This window comes from Bacillota bacterium (assembly GCA_013178305.1).
Lineage (GTDB): Bacteria > Bacillota > Sulfobacillia > JABLXB01 > JABLXB01 > JABLXB01.
In genome coordinates, this window is sequence record JABLXB010000002.1 from 478,181 (window position 1) to 496,453 (window position 18,273).

Sequence of the window (18,273 nt, forward strand, 5' to 3'; positions counted from 1 at the left end):
CATGAACGGCCTGTACAATGTGCGATACGATCTTGCCATACGCGCCATCCTGTGTGGCACCAGCACCGGAAACCCGCTCACAAAGCTTGCCGTGCAGCGGCTCATCGGTGACGACGACCTGTCGGGCTTCTTTGCCTATGCGGAATCGTCCACCATCGGCCGGTGTTTTCGCATTCTCACCGACGGGCGATACATAACGCTTGGGATCGCGTCGCGGGCACTTCTTGCGAAGGAGTCCCCTGTTTCCAATGCCGCGCTCGCCGTGTTCCTCTTCATCTTGAAGTGGCACCAGGACAACTCCCTGCCCGTTCCGAGAACCACGATAATGGAGCAATTCGTTTCCGCGGAGAGAAGCGCCGCGAGGACCGTGGGAAGGGCGCTCGACGAGCTCGAGAGGCTGTTCTGGATAGAAGAGACCGGCCTCGAAGGTGGAACGTACAAGTACGTCCCGACCCCTATAGGGGTGCAGTCGCTCGGCCCCAGGTTTCTCAGCAGGGTCATCTCGGCTTCCCAGGAACGAGATTTCAAACATGGCGAAGTGATGGCGTTCTTCCAGGTGGCGGCGTCAGGCGCGGCCGCGAGCGAACGGCGCCAGTCTTCTTCGCCGCTTACGCTGTTCGACTATGCCGAGGCCGATCCGAAGTACGAGCGCGCGCTGAGACGGGTTATTGTCGGGACGACGGTGGGCTACCCGCCAACTGTCACGTCGATTGTGAAGATGCTGGGAGAAGACTCGCTGCAGGGATTGTACTCGTACTGCTCCGGGACGGGACTCGATAGATTCCTCAGGCTTGCTGAGTCAGGGAAACACCTGGTGGCCGTTGTGGATGCTTCGAAGGTATACCAGGCGGGCCAGGGCCCTGTTCCCGGTAGCGCGATTGCCGTCGCGGCGTATGCATGGTATCTCGAGGAACGGCTTTCGAGGTCCCTGACCCGCGTGGACCTCTTGCCGCTGATGACAGGCCGCGCGAAGAACCCGAGAATGACGCTGGCCCGGACGCTCACAGTGCTCGAGAAAAAGGGATGGATAAGGCGGAAGGAAGACTCCGGCAAGTTCAGGATGACTCCAGCGGGCAAGCAATGCCTGACACTGGCTCTCAGTTTGAGGCCCGGGCCCGACGCCGGCTCGTTACTCCGCGAGTTCGTGGAGACGAACTACGCCGGGCTTGAGACCTGCGCAACAGCGTATGCAACGGCGCCGGCGCAGGACGATCGGGGCCCGGCGGACCACGACGCAGACGAACACCCGGGGGTATCTCTGGATGATACCGATTGAATTGAGGCTTTCAGGGGTGCGCGCGTTCGGCAACCACACGATATCGCTGGGAAGCCACGACGTGCGCGAGGTAATCATGTTCGGGGCGAACGGTTCGGGCAAGAGCACGATCGCCAGGATGATCCAGGCGCTCGTCGGGGACCTGCCGGACGACCTTTACCAGGGCTACCTGGACGAGCGCGATGCCAGGGTCAACCGCAGAGCAACTGCCGAACTGACTGTCCTCAACCCGAAGGGAGACATGTGGAACCCCGACTGGCCGGACACCGTGGCGCTGGGCCTGGAGTTCGGCTATGACAACACGAGGCCGTTCTCCAGGTTCTACACGGTAGCGGACGGGCGACGGCAGAATTACCGCAGTCACGAAGAGTACGCCGAGATATTCCGGCGGACATACAGTATCAAGCCTGACGACCGGTTCATGTTCATACAGCAGGGCGAAAGCGCGGCTCTCGTACAGATGAAGCCGAGGTCCCGCTATGAGACCATGAAGCAGTTCCTCGGTCTCGAGGATCTTGAGAAGCGGTGGCAGGAGACGCTGGACGCCAGGAACCGCGCCTTCGAAGAACTCCGGAACGCGCAGAACCAGCGGGACATCCTCTACGACGGGCTCAAGCGAAAGGAAATCGCCTGGAAACAGCTGAGCGAATTCCGCCGGCTCTCGCAGGAGCTGGCCGAGATCCAGCAAGTGGTGGCGCGGGATAACCTCGTAAGGCACGTGATCGCCCTGGACAAGGCCGTAGCTGACGAGGAGGCTCTTTCGAAAACACTGGCGCAGGAGCTCGCCAGGCAGTCAGTACTGGAGACGGACCTGCAAAAGTACGCGGACGGTATCGCCCGTTACAGGGATGAATCGGCGAAGCTGACCACCTCCATCGAACAGGCCCGCGAGGTTCACAGGGCCGCCAACGAAGAGCGGCAGCGGTATCGCAAGGATGCTGAAGAACTCGCGGAGCAGGTCGAATCCATCGAAAGGGTCGTGGCAGAAGGGCTTTCGGGGGAGGAACTCGAGGCCAGGATCGCGGGTCTCGAGCAGAAGATCGGGGACCTGGAGCGAGCCATCGCCGATGGGCGCGGGCAGGAGCAAACCCTGGAGACTCTACTGAGTTTACGCCAGTCCGATCTTGCGGCCCTGCGTGGCGAGCTTGAGCGGATGAAGCGTGAACTGGCGGAAGCCGAGCAGGCGCTCCTCCGTTACGGCGACCCGGCAGCGCTGGAAGAGGCACTCGGGGGCCTGTCCACCGGATTGCGGAATGCCCGGCAGGCTGCCGTTCTCGCGGAGGAGAAATCCCGCCTGGCGAACGAACACCTCGAACTCCTGAAGCAAAGCCGAACCGCCACACCTCCGTCCGCAACCACCGCGGCCTCGGAGTACCGCGATGCGGGGTCCGCGGCTGCCGTGCTCTGCGAGTGCGTAATCCCCCGGGAAGGGGCGTCGCTCGAGGAAAGGAGGTTGCTCGAGGGCGCGCTCGGCGACCTCAGGGTGGCGGTGCTCGTCGAAGACGGCAGGGTCCTCGTCGGCTACACAGAGTACACCATCGCCGATTTCCCCGGTGGGGCTGCTCCTGTTGAAGGGTCACGCCGGACGGTGCGCGAGTCTCTTATTCCCGCTGCGAAGCTTCCTGCCAGCCTGTCCGCGCTACTCGACCGCGTGCTTGAATCGGTGGTGTTCGCCGCCGGCCATGCGGAAGCCGGAGCCCTCGCAGCACAGGGCTTTGTGGCGTATACGCCGGACGGCTACCGGTACGACAGGTACGGACGGCGCCATTCGGTGCCAGCAGAGTTCTGCCTTGGACCTCAGGCCTACGAAATGGCGCTGGAAAAGGCATCTGAAGCGGCGCGACTTGCGGCGCAAGACTCACAGGAGAAGGCCGATGCCCTCCGGCAGGTCGAGGATAACGTACGCAGCCTGGAATCCGCCCTCAAGGCCGCGCGTGATGCGGCAAGACTCTCGGCGCGGCTCAGGCTCTCCATCCCTGAATCGACCGCCAGGGCGGACAACCTGTCCGCCGAAGTCGATACCCTGTCCGCTCAGATGAGGGGCCTTCGCCGGCAGATTACCGGCAATGAGATCGCCAGGGCTGTATCCACAAGGGACCTCGAAGCAGCAAGAACGAGTCTCGAAAGGTGGAAGAAGTCGGCGGATCTCCCGCTTCTCAAACAGCGCCTGTCGGACGCCAGGGAAGCGGAAGCGCGCGCACGCAAGGCCGCCGATGGCGCGCTGGAAGACACCAGGCGCCTGGAGCTTGCGATCGACGCGACCGCCCGCGAAATCGACAGGCTGGAGAGGTCCACAGAAATCGGCCGCGCGCGGCTGAGCGACGCAATTCAGCGACTGGCGGAGATGGAGGAACGCCTCTCCGAAAGAAGGCTCTCATTGAGGGACCTTCAGTCAAGAACGGGTGGCATCGTGGATGAATGGCGCCGGGTTTTCGCCAGGCCCGATACCACCGATGAGCAGGCGCTGCAAGAAGGACGCTCGGTTGCCGCATCAACGCCGCCTGCCTCCGACGAGCGGCGGGTGGAGTGGCACAGGCGCCAGGTTGAAATCGCCCCGACCGTTGAGACTCTCAGGTCGGACGTAATCCCTACTGCTGGAGAGGATTACGCATCGGCGAAAGAACAATTCGAGAAGGCCCAGTACGAGCTCGACAGGGTAAAAACGGCCTACGATGACGCCGCTTCAAAGGAAAGCGCAGCCCAGGAGAACTTCAAGAAAGTCATGCTCGACACCTTCCACAGGATCTCGGGCAGGTTCTCGCGCTACATGGAGCAGTTCGGGTGGACGGGTTTCCTGCAGGTGGAGCCGGTCCAGGGCACCCAGTTCGAACTGCACATATACGTGTCCGTATACCAGGGCGTCGAGCCGCGCCCGCTGCTGAGAAACCGGTCGGGGGGCGAGACCAGCGCGATTGCCGCGCTGCTCACGCTGGCTATGGTGAAGGAATACAGGCGTCCCTTCTACATTTTCGACGAAATAGACCAGTCCCTCGATCCCGCCAACGTCCTGAAAATCGCGTCACTGCTGCGCCAGGAGCTCGACCGGAAGTATATCCTGATCTCCCACCGGCTGAACAAGGCGCACCTCGAACAGGGCCAGTTCGGCATTGGCGTGTATCGCTCACAGGAGGAAGGTTCGAAGACCCGCGTGTACAGGCGAAAGGAGTGGCCCGTTGCCAGCTCGTGAACCCCTCTTCACACATACCGAAGTACAGGGGGGCCTCGAGGTCATTACGGCCTACGTGCCGTCACGCCGTGGGGCCCGTCCAGTCCGGCGGATTACCAGGTGCGCTTCAGTGACGCCGCCGGGGACGCTGGTGACGCCGGCGGCGCCGGTGGTCACGCTGCCGGCGGGCGGCCTGGACCAGCCCGCACGCCAGGTCCTTTTGCTCCTGCACCGCGCCAGGGCCGCAGGGGTACAGCGGCTGTCCGAGGTTGCCTTGCGAAAGCGGCTTGCGAAGGTTGCCGCCGCTCCGGCCGGAGTAGGCGGGGGGACGCTGGCGCTCATCGACTCCATGATAGCCAGGGGCGTCGTGGAGCGCCAGGAAAACCTCGACCGGCAGGGGAACGTCCAGAACTCGTTTCTCACGGTGACGCCCGCCGGCGAAACCCTGCTCGAATCGCTTTTCGGCCCAATCACCCGCGAACCCCTGGCGGAACTTGCCCAGCGCATCCAGGGGTACCTGGATTCCTGCCGGCGCCCCGAAATAGCTGCCATGCTTGGCCGGCAATTAGACCTGGTCCGCTCCGGACAGGTTCCCAGTCTCGATGCGGGTGAGACGGGACCCTTAGCGTTCATGCCCAGAACTGAAGGGTCGGCATACGAGAAAATAATCGAGTTCTTTGGATTCATCGGGGGCCGCCCCGCAGGCGAGGTGTGGGATTTCAAGGAGGTGTCCGGCAGGCTTCACTCGGGCATCAAGGACTCCGTGAAACACCTCGATAGCCTCAGGTACAGGATAGCAACCATCGCGGAGATCGAAACCGGCCTCTCACTCGAGGAAATGGGCGTCAGCGGCGCGCACCTGCTCTACTGGGTGCCATTTCACGGCGACCTTTGTCCGGATGGGGCCTCTCTATGGGGCTCCGTGCCCGCCCTCTCAACGAGAGACATCCGGCGAGTAAAGCAGTTCAGGACACAGGCGAAGACCCTGATGCTGGTCGAGAACCGTACTGCTCTGGATTATCTTGCGGACGCGGGTGTGGGCAGCCGCGGCTGGCTCGTGATCTGCACCGACGGCATGCCAAAGCACGGAATGTTCGAGATGCTCGTACGCCTCGATCATCTCGAATCCATGGAGGTCCTCACCTGGACTGACTGGGACGCGGGCGGACTGAGGATAACCGAGAACATCCTCAAGCGCCTGCCCGCCGGGCTGGGTTCAGTGGTCCCGCACCCTTTGCTACACGGTAGAAAGGTCGATGTTTCACCGGCATACCTGTCCCACAGTGACCCCAGGATGAGGTCGATGGCCGAAAGCATCTCCGAGTACGGCGAGGTCTACCAGGAGGAGTCACTTTCGCTCCTGAACGCGGGCGCGGGGTTCCTCACCCTGCCTTAGCCACCATTACCCGTATAAGAAGAACCCCATCACTCCTGAGGCGATCAGAAGCAGGACTGGGTCCAGCCGGAACTTCAGTATTCCGATAATAACTGCTCCGGAGACGATTGCTGGAACCACCCCTGTGACTGATGTCGAGGCGACCGAAAAAGCGGCAGCTGCGATAAGAGCCACCACTGTAGGACGTATACCTGAGAACATGTCCTTGACAAAACCGACCTCGCGAAACCTGAGGAACAGCATTCCCAGGATGATGAGGATGATGAAAGACGGGAAAACGACTCCCGCCGTGGCCAGTGCTGACCCAGCGACTCCGCCCACTTTGTATCCCACATACGTGGCCGCGTTGATCGCTATCGGTCCAGGTGTTCCCTGCGAGATGGCGATGACATCTATGAATTCGGGCATGCTTAGCCATCCCCTGGTTTCAACGATCTCCCGGGATATCAGCGGGATCATGGCATATCCTCCGCCAAAACTGAAGGCGCCGATTTTCATGAATGAAACAAGGAGCTTTATGTACATGTTCGCGATCCACCCGTCAGTAATCGACTTTGTTCTGAGCCCCATCCTGCTGCCCGTCCGCGGACTTCAGCCGGCCCATTCTCCGAAGACGTCCTGTAATGAGCCCCCCGGCACCTGCGATCAGGACAACCACGATGGGGCTTATCTTGAGGAGCAGGAGCAAGGCCGCAGCTATCGCCAGGAACGTGATATCCACTTTGTCTTTTACCGACCCGGTTCCTATCTGCCACACCGCAGCCACAAGCAGCCCGAAGATTGCAGGGCGCATGCCCTTGAAGACGGCCTCCACCGCCCGAGACTCCTTGAACCGCAGGAAAAAGGTGGCGACAAGCAGTATCGCCAAGAAAGAAGGAAGACTTGAACCCAGTGTCGCAACCAGCGCTCCCCTGACACCCCGGATCTTGAAACCACTGATCACAGCCGTGTTTATTGCTATGGGCCCAGGGCTGCTCTGAGCTATTGCCAGCATATCGACGAATTCGGAGTCCTCGACCCACTTGCGGCAGTCGACTAATTCCTTTCGAATAACGGGAACCATGGCCCATCCCCCGCCAAAGGTAACAGCGCCGATCTTGAAGAAGCTCCAGAAGATGCTGAACAGGGATGCCGCGGGGTACTCTGCGTGAGTTCTCCTGTCAAAAGACGATTGAGTTGTGTTCGTAGGTCCGCCTCCCGAAGAAGAATGAAATTATTATACCACCGTCCATAATGCCGGGTCGACCTTCCCTTCTTATGGTGAGAGGCCTTCCTGACCTCCTTCCCCCAGGTTTCGACGCTCCACGCACAGCTGACCCCGATCACAGGACGCACGTTACAATCACCCCCGGCGACCCATCTGGACGCAAAGCCCGCACGTTTCAGGCATAACGGTGACACGTGACGGTATGGCCCGGGCCGACGAGGACGGTTGGAGGTTGCTCCTTTTCGCAGCACGGCCCGATCTTCTCGTAGCAGCGCGGGTGAAACCGGCAACCCGGCGGTACGTTCATAGGGCTGGGCAACTCCCCACTCAGGATGATCCGTTGCCGTATGAGCCGCGAGCCCACAGTGGGTATGGCAGAAAGCAGGGCCTTGGTGTACGGGTGCAAAGGAACGGAGAAGATCTCCTCCTTCCCCGCATGCTCGACAATCCGCCCCAGGTACATCACCGCGGCCCCATCGCACACGTGCCTTACCACGGAGAGGTCGTGCGATATGAACAGGTACGTCAAGCCCAACTTGTCCTGCAAGTCTTCAAGCAGGTTGAGGATCTGGCTACGGATGGATACGTCCAGGGCGGACACCGGTTCATCGCAGACTACAAACGCAGGTCTTGAAGCCAGCGCCCTGGCTATGCATACCCGTTGCCGCTGGCCTCCGGATAGCTCGTGTGGGTATTTCGACATTGATTTGGGGCTGAGGCCGACCAGGTTAAAGAGTTCTCTGATCCAATCGTTTCGCGCCTTCGGCGGCTCCTCTTTCCGGATATCCAGCGGCTCTCTCACTGCTTCGAACACGGTCATACGGGGATTCAACGATGAATAGGGGTCCTGGAACACGATCTGGACTTCCCTTCGAAACGAGAGAAGATCCCTGCCGGCAAGCGTCAACGCATTCTTGCCCTTGAACCACACTTCTCCGCCGGTGGGCTCGATCAAGCGAAGGATCGCAAGGCCCGCCGTAGTCTTGCCCGAACCGGACTCACCCACAAGGCCAAGCGTGGCGCCGCCAGGTATTGACACATCGATCCCGTCGACGGCTTTGACGTAGCTGGTCGTCCGCTTCAACATTCCTTTTTTCACCGGGAACCACTTCTTCAGGCCGGAGACGGACATCAGTTCCCCGTGCATCGAGGCTATCACAGGTTCCAGCACCTGACCTTTCTCACCTCGTAATCACCGGCTCCCCTCAGCTCCGGAACGTCCCTCTCGCATCTTTCGCTCGATCGCGGGCACCTCGGATGGAATCTGCATCCTGACGGCATCCTCAGAGCGTCGGGTACGTTTCCCTTGATGACGTGGAGCCGCCCGCGCGCGTTATCGCCGCCCGGAAGCGATTTGAGGAGACCGGCGGTATAGGGGTGCAGGGGGTTTTCGAAAATGCCATCCCTGGGGCCTTCTTCCACTACCTGGCCCGCGTACATGACTACCACTCTCTGCGCCATTTCGTAGACGACACCCAGGTCGTGGGTGATGAGCAAGATGGCCATCGATATGGTGCTTTTCAGTTGACCCATCAGTTCCAGGATCTGAGCCTGGATCGTTACGTCCAAAGCGGTTGTAGGTTCGTCGGCAATGAGCAGGCTCGGGTTACAGGATAGGGCCATCGCGATCATGACCCGCTGTCGCATCCCGCCGGAGAGCTGGTGCGGAAACTCCGACAACACCCTGCGCGGATCGGCTATGCCTACGAGAGATAGCATGTGTTCGGCGGAGTCCGTCGCTTCCTTTCCCTTCATTCCACGGTGCATGGTCAGTACTTCGCACAGCTGGCTCCTGATCGTAAACACCGGGTTCAGGGATGTCATGGGCTCCTGGAACACCATCGATATCTGGTTACCCCTGACTTTCCTCATTTCTTCCTCAGGTTCCCCAAGAACGTCTCTGCCCTTGAAGATCACCCGTCCGGAGACTATCCGCCCGGGCGGGATCGCAACCAGACGCATCACACTGAGCGCCGTTATGCTTTTCCCGCACCCCGATTCCCCCACCAGCCCTACGGTCTCTCCCTCCATGATATCGAGGTCCACACCGTCGACGGCTTTCGCAGTACCCCGGTACGTCTGGAAGTACGTGCGAAGGTCTTCTATTCTCAGAAGCTCCCCACTCACGGCAATCACCTCGGGACCTGTCTCAAAGCGCGTCTCGTCTGAGCAACCGCCCGGCCCTGGCCCCGGTGTGCTTTCCCTCTTTCACTGTGACGACGCCGTTGACCAGGACCTGGACTACTCCTTCGGCGTAGTGAAAGGGGTCCTCGAAACTGGCGCAGTCCCGGATTCGCTCCGGGTCGAAGAGCACGAGGTCCGCTTTCATGCCCTCCCCTATCCGGCCCCTGTCGTGTATTCCCGCGCGGGATGCCGGCAGGCTCGTCATCTTTCTCACTGCCTCCTGCCACGAAAGCGCCCCCTGCTCCCGAACGTAACGGCCAAGCGCGCGTGCGAAGGCCCCGAAGGACCTGGGATGCGGGTGACCCGAGGAGGACCTCTGCGATTCATCGTAGGCCCCGGCGTCCGACACGATTGAGGCGTTCGGGTGTATCAGCATTGTCTTCATCTCGTTTTCGTCCATCGCGTGAACCACGAGCTTGACGCGTCCGCGGAAGCGCGTTATCAGGTCGACGACCACCTCGGTTTCGGGTAAACCCAGGGACGCCGCGACTTCCGCGATGTTCTTGCCCACGAACCTTACCCCTTCGGGATCCCCGATGGAGGTGATCCTGATCCGGTCCCACCCGGACTCCGAGTACGGGTTCTCCCAGTCCGAACCGGGGTCGAGTATCATCTGGCTCACCTCACGCCGTATGGACTCCGACCTCAGGAGATCGAGTGCCCTGGCGACTCCGCCACCCAGGTACGGCGGGGGGATGAAGTCCAGGATCGAAGAACCGTAAGCCGTATAGGGGTATATGTCGAAGGCGACATCCAGGCCCCCTCGCGTCTCCTGCTCGATACGGCTTATCATGGCGGCGCTCTTCCCCCAATTGGCCTCCCCGGCGGCTTTCGCGTGCGATATCTCAAGCCTGGCTCCGCTGCGCCTGGCAACCTCCAAGACCTCGTTCACCGATTCCAGCAATCCCCGTCCCTCACTCCGCATGTGGGTAGAATACATGCCGCCGAAAGAGCGAACGACCGAACACAGCGTTGAACTCTCTTCAATCCCGCAGTAGGAGTTCGGGGTGTACTGCAACCCGGTGGACATCCCAAAGCAACCCATCCGCATTTCGCTGGTGAGCAACCGCAGCATCTCGGCTGTTTCCTCGTGCGAAGGCGGGGAATCGGAGAACCCCATCACGGCGACCCTTATGGTCCCCTGCCCCACGAGCGGCGCGATGTTTACACTGGACCCCCGGGAAAAGGAGTCTTCCATGTACTCCATCATCGACGTCCATCGCCACGACGCCTTCTCCTTTTCGGAGATCGCGACCGTGTTTGTCAAGTACTCCACGAGGCTTGAGAACGTCTCTTCCTTCACAGGAGCCGCCGTCAAGCCACAATTGCCCACCACTTCCGTCGTCACTCCCTGTAGCACCTTGCTACAGGCAAGAGGGTTCACACGAATCGAAAAATCCGAATGCGAATGAAGATCGATGAAACCCGGCGCGGCGTAGAGCCCGCTCCCGTCCACCTTTTGCGCAACGGGCTCGCGGAAACGACTCCGATGAGTGACAGATGCGATCGTTTCACCGCACACGCCTATGCACCCCACGAAGGGAAGACCGCCACCCCCGTCCAGTATAGTGACGTTTTCAATAGCCAGGTCGTACAACAGTGGATTCCCCCCGTGGTACCCTTTAAATGCGAAGCCTGGGATCCAATGCATCCCGTAGGGCGTCCCCGAAAAGATTGAAACCGAGCACGACGATCATGATAGCGGCGCCTGGATAGACCATGAGAGTCGGATAGTCGTAAGTGAAGTTCTTGGCCGAACTGAGCATGGTTCCCCAGCTGGGGTAGGGCGGCTGAACCCCCAATCCCAGATACGACAAGGTGGATTCCACTATGATTGCGTTTCCGACCTCAAGGGAAGCCATCACCAGCACGGGAGACACGATGTTAGGTAATATGTGCTTGAGGATCAACCGAAGTGGGCCACACCCGCTTGCCTTTGCTGAAAGAACGAAGGGTAATCCTTTTATGGCCAGCACCTGTCCCCTGACGACCCGCGCATAGCTAGGCCAGGTCACAAGCCCCAAAGCAATCATCGCGCCGGCAAGACCCGGTCTCAGCACGGCAACCAACGCTATGGCCATCAGTACGGTGGGGAACGACCACGCGATATCGATGACCATCATGCATCCCTGGTCGATCCATCCGCCGAAGACTCCACCCACCAACCCCACAACCATGCCGATGGCCAGGCCCGTCCCCACGGCTACCAGCCCCACGGAAAGCGAAATCCTGCTTCCGTAGATGAGCCTGCTCAGGACGCAGCGGCCGAGCTCATCGGTACCCAGCGGGTACTCCCCTGACGGACGCTGAAGCGTCCCCATGAGATTTGGCTCATCGTATGGATGCGGCATGATGAACGGGGCAAGTACCGCGATTGTAACGAATACCGTCACCACGACCAAGCCGATCAGCCCGGACTTCCGGGACCTTAAGGCGTGGACGAGGTACAACCACGCGGGTTCCTCCCGGTCCTCTGGTTCCAGATCGTGCCTGTCGCTCTCCGCAAGCGTCATATCCAAATCAGCTCTCCTACTTCAACTCGACGCGTGGATCAACCAGGCTATACAGCAGGTCTGCGAGGAAGTTTCCGATCACCACACACAGTGCGAGAACAAGCATGATACCTTGAACCATCGGGTAATCACGATTGAGAATGGAGTTTACCAGGAACCTCCCCATCCCCGGTACGCTGAAAACCGTTTCAAGGCTCACGGCTCCGCCGACTAACCACCCCAACCGGAGACCGAGGAGGGTCACCATGGGAATGAGCGCGTTCCTCAACGCATGTTTGTACACGACCGCGGACTCGGGCAGTCCCTTGGCCCTGGCAGTCTGGACATAGTCCATGCGTATGACGTCCAGTATGGAGGACCTCATCATCCTGGCAGTCAACGCAGCCCCTCCGAGCCCCAGGCTGACCGAAGGTAGGATCATGTGTCGTATGCTCCCGTATCCCGAGACCGGGAAGAACGCGAACCTCACACCCAGGCTGAGCATGAGCAAGGAGCCCAACCAGAAAGAAGGCATGCAGGCGAAAGCGATCGCCCCGAACATAGACGCCTGGTCGAACAGTGAGCCCCTTTTGACACCGGAGACTATTCCTACAGGAACCCCTATCAGGTACGACACAACCAGCCCGGTCAATGTGAGCTGCAACGTCACTGGCAGGGCGCCGGCGACAACCTCAGTCACCGGCCTGTTCATGAGGATAGACCGCCCGAGGTCCAGGCGACAGAGATGCTTCAGGAAGACCCAGTACTGCACGACGAGCGGTTTGTCCAGCCCGAATTCGGCGCGGACCTGCTCGTAGACTTCGGGAGGGGCGTGATCGCCCACGATCAAGGCCACCGGGTCGCCCGGAGCCAGATGCATGAGCAGGAAGACGGCGAGCGTCACCCCGATTATCTCCGGAATCAGCATCAGACTCTTACGGATTATGTATTGCCTCAAGTTCCCCACCCGCTACCTTTGTGAAGGAAGGTGGCCGGCCCGCTTTCCATGCAGTTGCGCATGAATGCGGGCCGGCATTGACTACGGGACAAGGTCCACGTCGTTGAGTACTACCTTGTAGATTGTCTGCGGGTACATTCTCCAGTTCTTCACTTTATCCGAGCGAACGGCCTGAATCTTCATGGGTACCCAGATCGGAGCCCAGACTGCCTGGTCGATGAGGTGCCGCTGCAGTCCCTTGTACTTCTCGGTTCGATTATCCAACGATGGAGCGGATTCCGCCTCTTTTATCAGCCTGTCGGTAGTCTTGTCACGCCAGCGAGAGTGGTTCGGGTACGGGAACTGCCCGCTCTCCAGGAACCACTGAAGGATGTTGGCATCCGAGTAACTGTACTCCCTCACGAAAAGCTCCTGCTTGCCTTGTTTCAGGAAAGAGGCATAGCCGGCCGAATCGTAGACCTGGATCTCCGTCGTGACCCCAATCTTAGCCAGCTGAGCCTTGATGACCTCGGCGAGCCTGACGTGTTCGGCCTTGTTCTGCGTCGCCAGTGTCGCCTTGAAGCCGTTTGGATAACCCGCCTTGGACAGCAGTTGCTTCGCCTCTTCCACGTCGTACCTGTGCGCGTTCTTATCTTCAACGTATTCCGTCATCAGCGGGGGGAGGTAGCCGTACGCGGGGAAGGCAAGGCCCCTGAAGACTCCGTGAACGATCTCCTCACGGTTCAACGCAAGGTTAAGCGCCCTCCTGACTCTCACGTCGGTGAACGGTTTCTTGTCGGTGGCAAACGCGAGATAGCCCAGCCCGAAGTGGGGGCCCTTGAATACCTCGACCTTGGGGTTCTTGCTGAGCCGGTCCACGCTTTCGATGGGGACCTCGAGAAGTACGTGCACGTTACCCGCTTCCATCTCGGCCACCTGCGTGGATGAATCCGGTATAGTCCTCCACACAACCTTGTCGACCCTGACCGGCCCCTTGTTGGATACCCAATCAGGGCCCCACGTGTAATCAGGGTTCTTCACCAGCACCATCCGGTCGTTCGGAACCCATTCAGCGAACTTGAATGGGCCGCTACCTACAACTTTGGCCGTCCCATACTCCTTGGTGCCATCGGGGCCATATTTCCTATAGCTCTCGGCGCTGATGATCCCAGCATAGCTGGAGGTAAGCGGTGATATGAAGTTCGGAAACGACTCGGAGAGTGTCACCTCGAAGGTGTAATCGTCGACAACCCTGTTGTTCTTCATGTACTTGTAATCAACAGCCGACGGGGAACTGTACTTCGGATCTAGCACCGCGTCGAAGAACCACTTTACGGCTTTGGCGTCGACCGGGGTCCCATCGTGGAACTTCATGCCCTTTCGGATTTTGAAAGTCCAGATCCGCCCGTCGTCCGAAACCTTCCATGATTCCGCGATACCTGGTTTGTTCTTGATATCCCAGTCTGTGGTCACGAGAGTGTCGAAAACGAGGAAGTGGATGCCGGTAGTCCAGGACGTCTTGATGTGGTCGAGATTGTCGCCTTCACGCGACTGGGCTATGACCAGTACTTTCTCCTGCTGTGGAGGAGCCTGCGGGGCCGGGGCACCCTGGGTGGGGGCGCCACTCTTGGTTTCCTTCCCGCCGGTAGCGCAACCCGTCGCAATCAGGCTGAGCGCGAGCATACACCCTACAAACACCGTCAGATTCTTCCGCATAGGCTGTCGCCCTCCTTGTTTAGTCTGGATCCGGGACAACTACACACCCCAACCAGGAGCCAGCCTACCTGCCGTATCACCTCCAGAGCATCTCGTTCCGAAACGACCGTTCATAACTGGTCCGTACCACCCAGCGGATTCATTTGGCCGCCCTTCCGGACGACCTTACTGGAATCCCCATTCTATGCGGGTAGTGGCAATTCCTGCGGGTTGCTGCTTTTTGCGAATTGTCTATACCTGCGATCTATTCCTATAACCTGGGGCGCCGCCCGACCGAGCACACCGGCGCTTCACACCTGATGTTGCTGGGGCAGGTGTACGGGTAGGCGTCGTGTGATCTGGCGTCAGGCCGACCTCATCGCCTTCATCGGCGACTGTCCCGGCTAAATACCGCACGCCGGGCGCTGCTTCCAGCTTTGCAGCGGAGGTAATCGAAGTCGGCGGTGTGGCTGTTTACCTAGCAGCCCGTGTGACTAATTGCCCTATTTCCGCATGATTTTGAGGGTTTGGCGTCGAATACATGGGTCATGAAGAAATTCAGAGACTATGAACCGAACCAGACGTATCTGTTGCCGCCGCGAACCAGCAGCCGGATTTCTGGACGATAGCGGCTTTCAAGCGGAGGCACCACAAAGCGCTTGGGGATCTTTTCCTGCAGGCGGTGAGGATCGCGGAAAGGGCGGGACTGGTCAAGTTGAGGCATGTGGCCGTGGACGGGACGAAACTGAAAGCGAACGCGTCCGAGCACTCGGCGATGAGTTACCGCCGGATGAAGAAGGAAGAGGGGCATCTGAAGAAAGAGATAGAGGAGTACCTGCGTGAATGCGATAACACAAATGCCGCCGAAGACAAGAAGTACGGGAAAGAGAGCGACAAAGGCAAGGGAACACCGCCTGAGGGGGGTAGTCCACCGGTCGATGGTTGCCATGACAATCAACTGAGAGTTCGGCGCCTCAAAAAGCCTGGCAGTCAGCCTTGCGCCGGCGGGTTTTCCGACGGTGCTCTCCGGACCACCAGTGGAACTACAATGAGCAGGGCGCCTGCAACCGCGACCCCGCTCCCTGCCAGCTGAACTGTGGCAAGTATCTTGAGGAGTATTGTCTCGACCCACGCAGCGGATCCACGGCCTCTCCCAAGCCTTGCTTCGGCGAATGTCTCGATGGGCAAATATCCCGGCGCCCGAACTGCTCCTGAGCCGCAACCCAAAGCCCCACGCTCACCTTCATTCTAGATTGAACCTGGATTGAACGAACCTGCGTAACAAGCGTGAATTCTCCCGCACCATCGCGTGCGAGTGGGGACCTTTGCTGACCGGCCCTGGCAGCACCAAATCAGCCTCGCATGACTCGCTTGCTCATGCGACAGCTCGCGCTACTGAAGGATGTGGGGCCGTTTCAGTGAACAATCTCATTGTCCAGTCCTGCGGGAGGAGGAGAACCAGGCGCATGATCACCGTTGACCAGGCGCTCAACATGAACCGGGGCGAAATACGGCGGCTGAGCAGCGAGTATATGAATCCCGGACTCGTCACCATGCTCACGGTCCTGGACTTCGACAAGCGCTTTACCCGCGCCGAAGCCCAGTACATGTGGGATCACGAAGGAAACAGGTACCTTGACTGCCTCGGCGCCTACGGAGCACTGAATCTGGGCCACAATCCTCCTCAGGTGCTTGAGACCCTCGAAAAGGTAAGGTCGAGGCCGAACCTGCTCCAGGCATCTTTGAACCCACTGGCCGCAGCCCTGGCGCATAACCTCGCGAGCGTGGCACCGGGCAGACTGAAGCACTGCTTCTTCTGCAACAGTGGCGCCGAAGCGGTTGAAGGGGCGCTGAAGCTGGCCCGCGCCGCAACAGGCAAGACCGCGATAGTCTACTGTCACGGTTCATTCCACGGCAAGACACTCGGCGCCCTGTCCGTTACGGGGAGAAAGAAGTACCAGGCGCCGTTTGAGCCCCTCGTGCCCGGCTGCGAGGCAGTACCTTATGGAGATGCCGATGTCCTGCAGGAAGCACTGAAGAGAACGGGGGCCGGGGCGTTCATCGTTGAACCCATTCAGGGGGAAGGCGGAGTAGTTGTGCCTCCCGACGGTTACCTGGCAAAGGCGCGGGAAATAACCTCACGAGCCGGCGCCCTGCTGATCGTGGACGAAGTCCAGACCGGGCTCGGCCGGACAGGGACGCTCTTTGCGTGCGAGCATGAAAGCATCGAGCCCGACATACTGTGCCTGGCCAAATCCCTCGGCGGCGGCATAATGCCCGTCGGGGCCACCCTAGCCACTCCGGAAGTGTGGCGGCGCGCGTACGGCGGCCTGAACAGGAGCCTGCTCCACACCTCGACCTTCGGCGGGAACACCTGGGCCATGGCTGCCGGACTCGCGGCCCTGCAGGCGATCATCGAGAACAACCTGCCGAGAACCGCCGCCGAAAGGGGAGAATTCCTCATGACGCAACTCCGTGCGCTCGCCTCCAGACATCGAATAATCAAGGAGGTGCGCGGCCGTGGGCTGCTCGTCGGGATCGAGTTCGCACAGGAACCCGCCAGCGTACTGGAAAGAGTCGCGGCCCGTCCACTCGAACAATTCAAGGAGGAGTATACGGCCTCTCTGGTGGCAGGGCTCATGCTGAACCGGCACAGGATTATCACAGCCTACACGCTGAACAATCCGAACGTCATACGCCTGGAACCACCTCTGGTCGTCTCGCGTGAAGACCTTGAGCACGTGGCGTCGGCCATTGGTGATATCCTCGAAAAGCACCCGAGCTTCGCCAGCCTCGCGCTCGCAACCGGCCGCTCTACGCTGAGCGGCCTAGCGCACCGCGAGTGACTGTAGTTCGGCCAGTGTGGACCTGCACCTCAAAGACCCCATGTACGCTGGGGGGCAAGGATGCCCCTCCCAAGCAATCATCGCCGCGAGGGTGGCCGGGCATTCAGGATATCCTGAGGACCGAGTCGGGGAACCAGTAATCGCACGCCATGCCTGCCGGTCCCCCAACCGTGTCAACCTCTGCAGCCGACCGCCACAGGTCAAAGCAGGGTGTACGGGTGCTATTCGGTCCCCTATTCGCAGGGTCGTGCCCTGCAACCGCATGCGGCCTGAACCCTGAAAGCCCCGTCACTGAGGGTTCTCAGTCCTTCGGCGGATTGCTGGCCACCTCGAAATCCTCGACGCAGGCTTTTCTGTACAAAACCCCTCTTCTCCGTCGAAAGCCGATTATGTAGACGGTTCGATAACCACAACCGATTGGCCTGACCCGCTTTGATAACCACCAACCCACATGGTTGCGCAGCGCGCATGATCCTTTGGTTCTGCATCATCCCCGCTCGCTACCTGCCGGACTAGAGGCAACTCCTTGCGGCCCGATGGGCCGCCTCCAGGTTCGGATTCCGAAGCGGACTTACTTCTACTTGCAGAGCGGTAGCTGCTCAAAGCGCCTTGGCCCACGCTCACATCCCAGCTTTCCCGCGCTTCAGACCGGTATTACGATCCCCGGCCTGCACGCGGCCATGGCCGCGGCTTGTGACCACCCATGCAGCAGGATATACTATTCCCGGAGGGAAGAAAATGGATCCACGCACGGTGCTCAGCCGAGACATCATCGAGGTATGCCGTACGCTGGGCCAATCTCAGCTCGTGAGTTCTTTCTACCTTGCGGGTGGAACCGGTCTCGCCCTCCAGTTGGGCCACAGAAAGTCGGACGATCTGGACTTCTTTCCCCGGGATGCAGAGGAGACAATCGCAACCGGGGTCATCGCTGTCAGCGCCGGAGTTAAGGGACTGTTGAAAAAGTCGCTGAGTAGTGATGTAGGTTTAGGCTGTTGTCAGATCGGTCCGCAGGGATGAGGCATTCGGCCAGCTCGTAAGGGCTCGGCTGAGGGCTGCCCTCCTGGGGCCCGCCAT

Annotated in this window: 13 protein-coding genes and 1 pseudogene; 6 read left to right on the forward strand and 8 right to left on the reverse strand. The window is 60.0% G+C overall.

Features of this window, described 5'->3' with window-relative positions; genetic code table 11:
• Position 1: 1 nt before the first annotated feature.
• From HPY55_07670 to HPY55_07680, 3 genes are read left to right on the forward strand one after another with little or no spacing between them, the layout of a single operon-like run.
• A complete protein-coding gene (locus HPY55_07670; GenBank protein NPV70504.1) occupies positions 2-1,276 on the forward strand; it encodes a hypothetical protein in 1,275 nt (424 codons plus the stop codon).
• Positions 1,263-4,463 (forward strand): AAA family ATPase, encoded by a 3,201-nt coding sequence (locus tag HPY55_07675; protein NPV70505.1) that lies wholly within the window; start codon positions 1,263-1,265, stop codon positions 4,461-4,463. Before HPY55_07670 ends, HPY55_07675 begins: the two co-directional genes overlap by 14 nt.
• Entirely contained in the window at positions 4,450-5,838 is a 1,389-nt protein-coding gene (locus HPY55_07680; protein ID NPV70506.1) for a DUF2399 domain-containing protein, read from the forward strand. Before HPY55_07675 ends, HPY55_07680 begins: the two co-directional genes overlap by 14 nt.
• Positions 5,839-5,844: 6 nt before the next feature.
• Here the strand turns inward: HPY55_07680 and HPY55_07685 are convergent, their stop codons facing one another.
• From HPY55_07685 to HPY55_07720, 8 genes are all read right to left on the reverse strand, one after another.
• Positions 5,845-6,408 (reverse strand): chromate transporter, encoded by a 564-nt coding sequence (locus tag HPY55_07685; protein NPV70507.1) that lies wholly within the window; start codon positions 6,406-6,408, stop codon positions 5,845-5,847.
• Complete coding sequence (locus tag HPY55_07690; protein NPV70508.1) at positions 6,380-6,964, reverse strand: chromate transporter; 585 nt, start codon at positions 6,962-6,964, stop codon at positions 6,380-6,382. The genes HPY55_07685 and HPY55_07690 overlap by 29 nt, the downstream gene beginning before the upstream one ends.
• Positions 6,965-7,220: 256 nt before the next feature.
• A complete protein-coding gene (locus HPY55_07695) occupies positions 7,221-8,192 on the reverse strand; it encodes an ATP-binding cassette domain-containing protein (GenBank protein NPV70509.1) in 972 nt (323 codons plus the stop codon).
• An 8-nt stretch (positions 8,193-8,200) separates the two neighbouring features.
• Entirely contained in the window at positions 8,201-9,172 is a 972-nt protein-coding gene (locus tag HPY55_07700; protein ID NPV70510.1) for an ABC transporter ATP-binding protein, read from the reverse strand.
• Between the two features lie 22 nt (positions 9,173-9,194).
• The gene (locus tag HPY55_07705; GenBank protein ID NPV70511.1) at positions 9,195-10,826 is read right to left on the reverse strand and encodes a D-aminoacylase; all 1,632 of its coding nucleotides are present in this window, start codon (positions 10,824-10,826) and stop codon (positions 9,195-9,197) included.
• 25 nt (positions 10,827-10,851) lie between these two features.
• Positions 10,852-11,748, reverse strand: coding sequence for an ABC transporter permease (locus HPY55_07710; GenBank protein ID NPV70512.1), 897 nt, complete (start codon positions 11,746-11,748; stop codon positions 10,852-10,854).
• 10 nt (positions 11,749-11,758) lie between these two features.
• Entirely contained in the window at positions 11,759-12,649 is an 891-nt protein-coding gene (locus HPY55_07715; GenBank protein NPV70513.1) for an ABC transporter permease, read from the reverse strand.
• A gap of 111 nt (positions 12,650-12,760) precedes the next feature.
• A complete protein-coding gene (locus HPY55_07720) occupies positions 12,761-14,374 on the reverse strand; it encodes an ABC transporter substrate-binding protein (GenBank protein NPV70514.1) in 1,614 nt (537 codons plus the stop codon).
• Between the two features lie 661 nt (positions 14,375-15,035).
• On the opposite strand from HPY55_07720, the gene HPY55_07725 reads away from it, so the two are divergent.
• The 3 genes and pseudogenes from HPY55_07725 to HPY55_07735 all read left to right on the forward strand — a co-directional run bounded on the left by HPY55_07725 (position 15,036) and on the right by HPY55_07735 (position 18,087).
• On the forward strand, positions 15,036-15,446 hold the full coding sequence (locus tag HPY55_07725; GenBank protein NPV70515.1) for a hypothetical protein: 411 nt from the start codon (positions 15,036-15,038) through the stop codon (positions 15,444-15,446).
• A 373-nt stretch (positions 15,447-15,819) separates the two neighbouring features.
• Complete coding sequence (locus HPY55_07730) at positions 15,820-17,199, forward strand: aspartate aminotransferase family protein (protein ID NPV70516.1); 1,380 nt, start codon at positions 15,820-15,822, stop codon at positions 17,197-17,199.
• A 789-nt stretch (positions 17,200-17,988) separates the two neighbouring features.
• Positions 17,989-18,087 (forward strand): annotated as a pseudogene (locus HPY55_07735) (nucleotidyl transferase AbiEii/AbiGii toxin family protein).
• Positions 18,088-18,273: the final 186 nt, after the last annotated feature.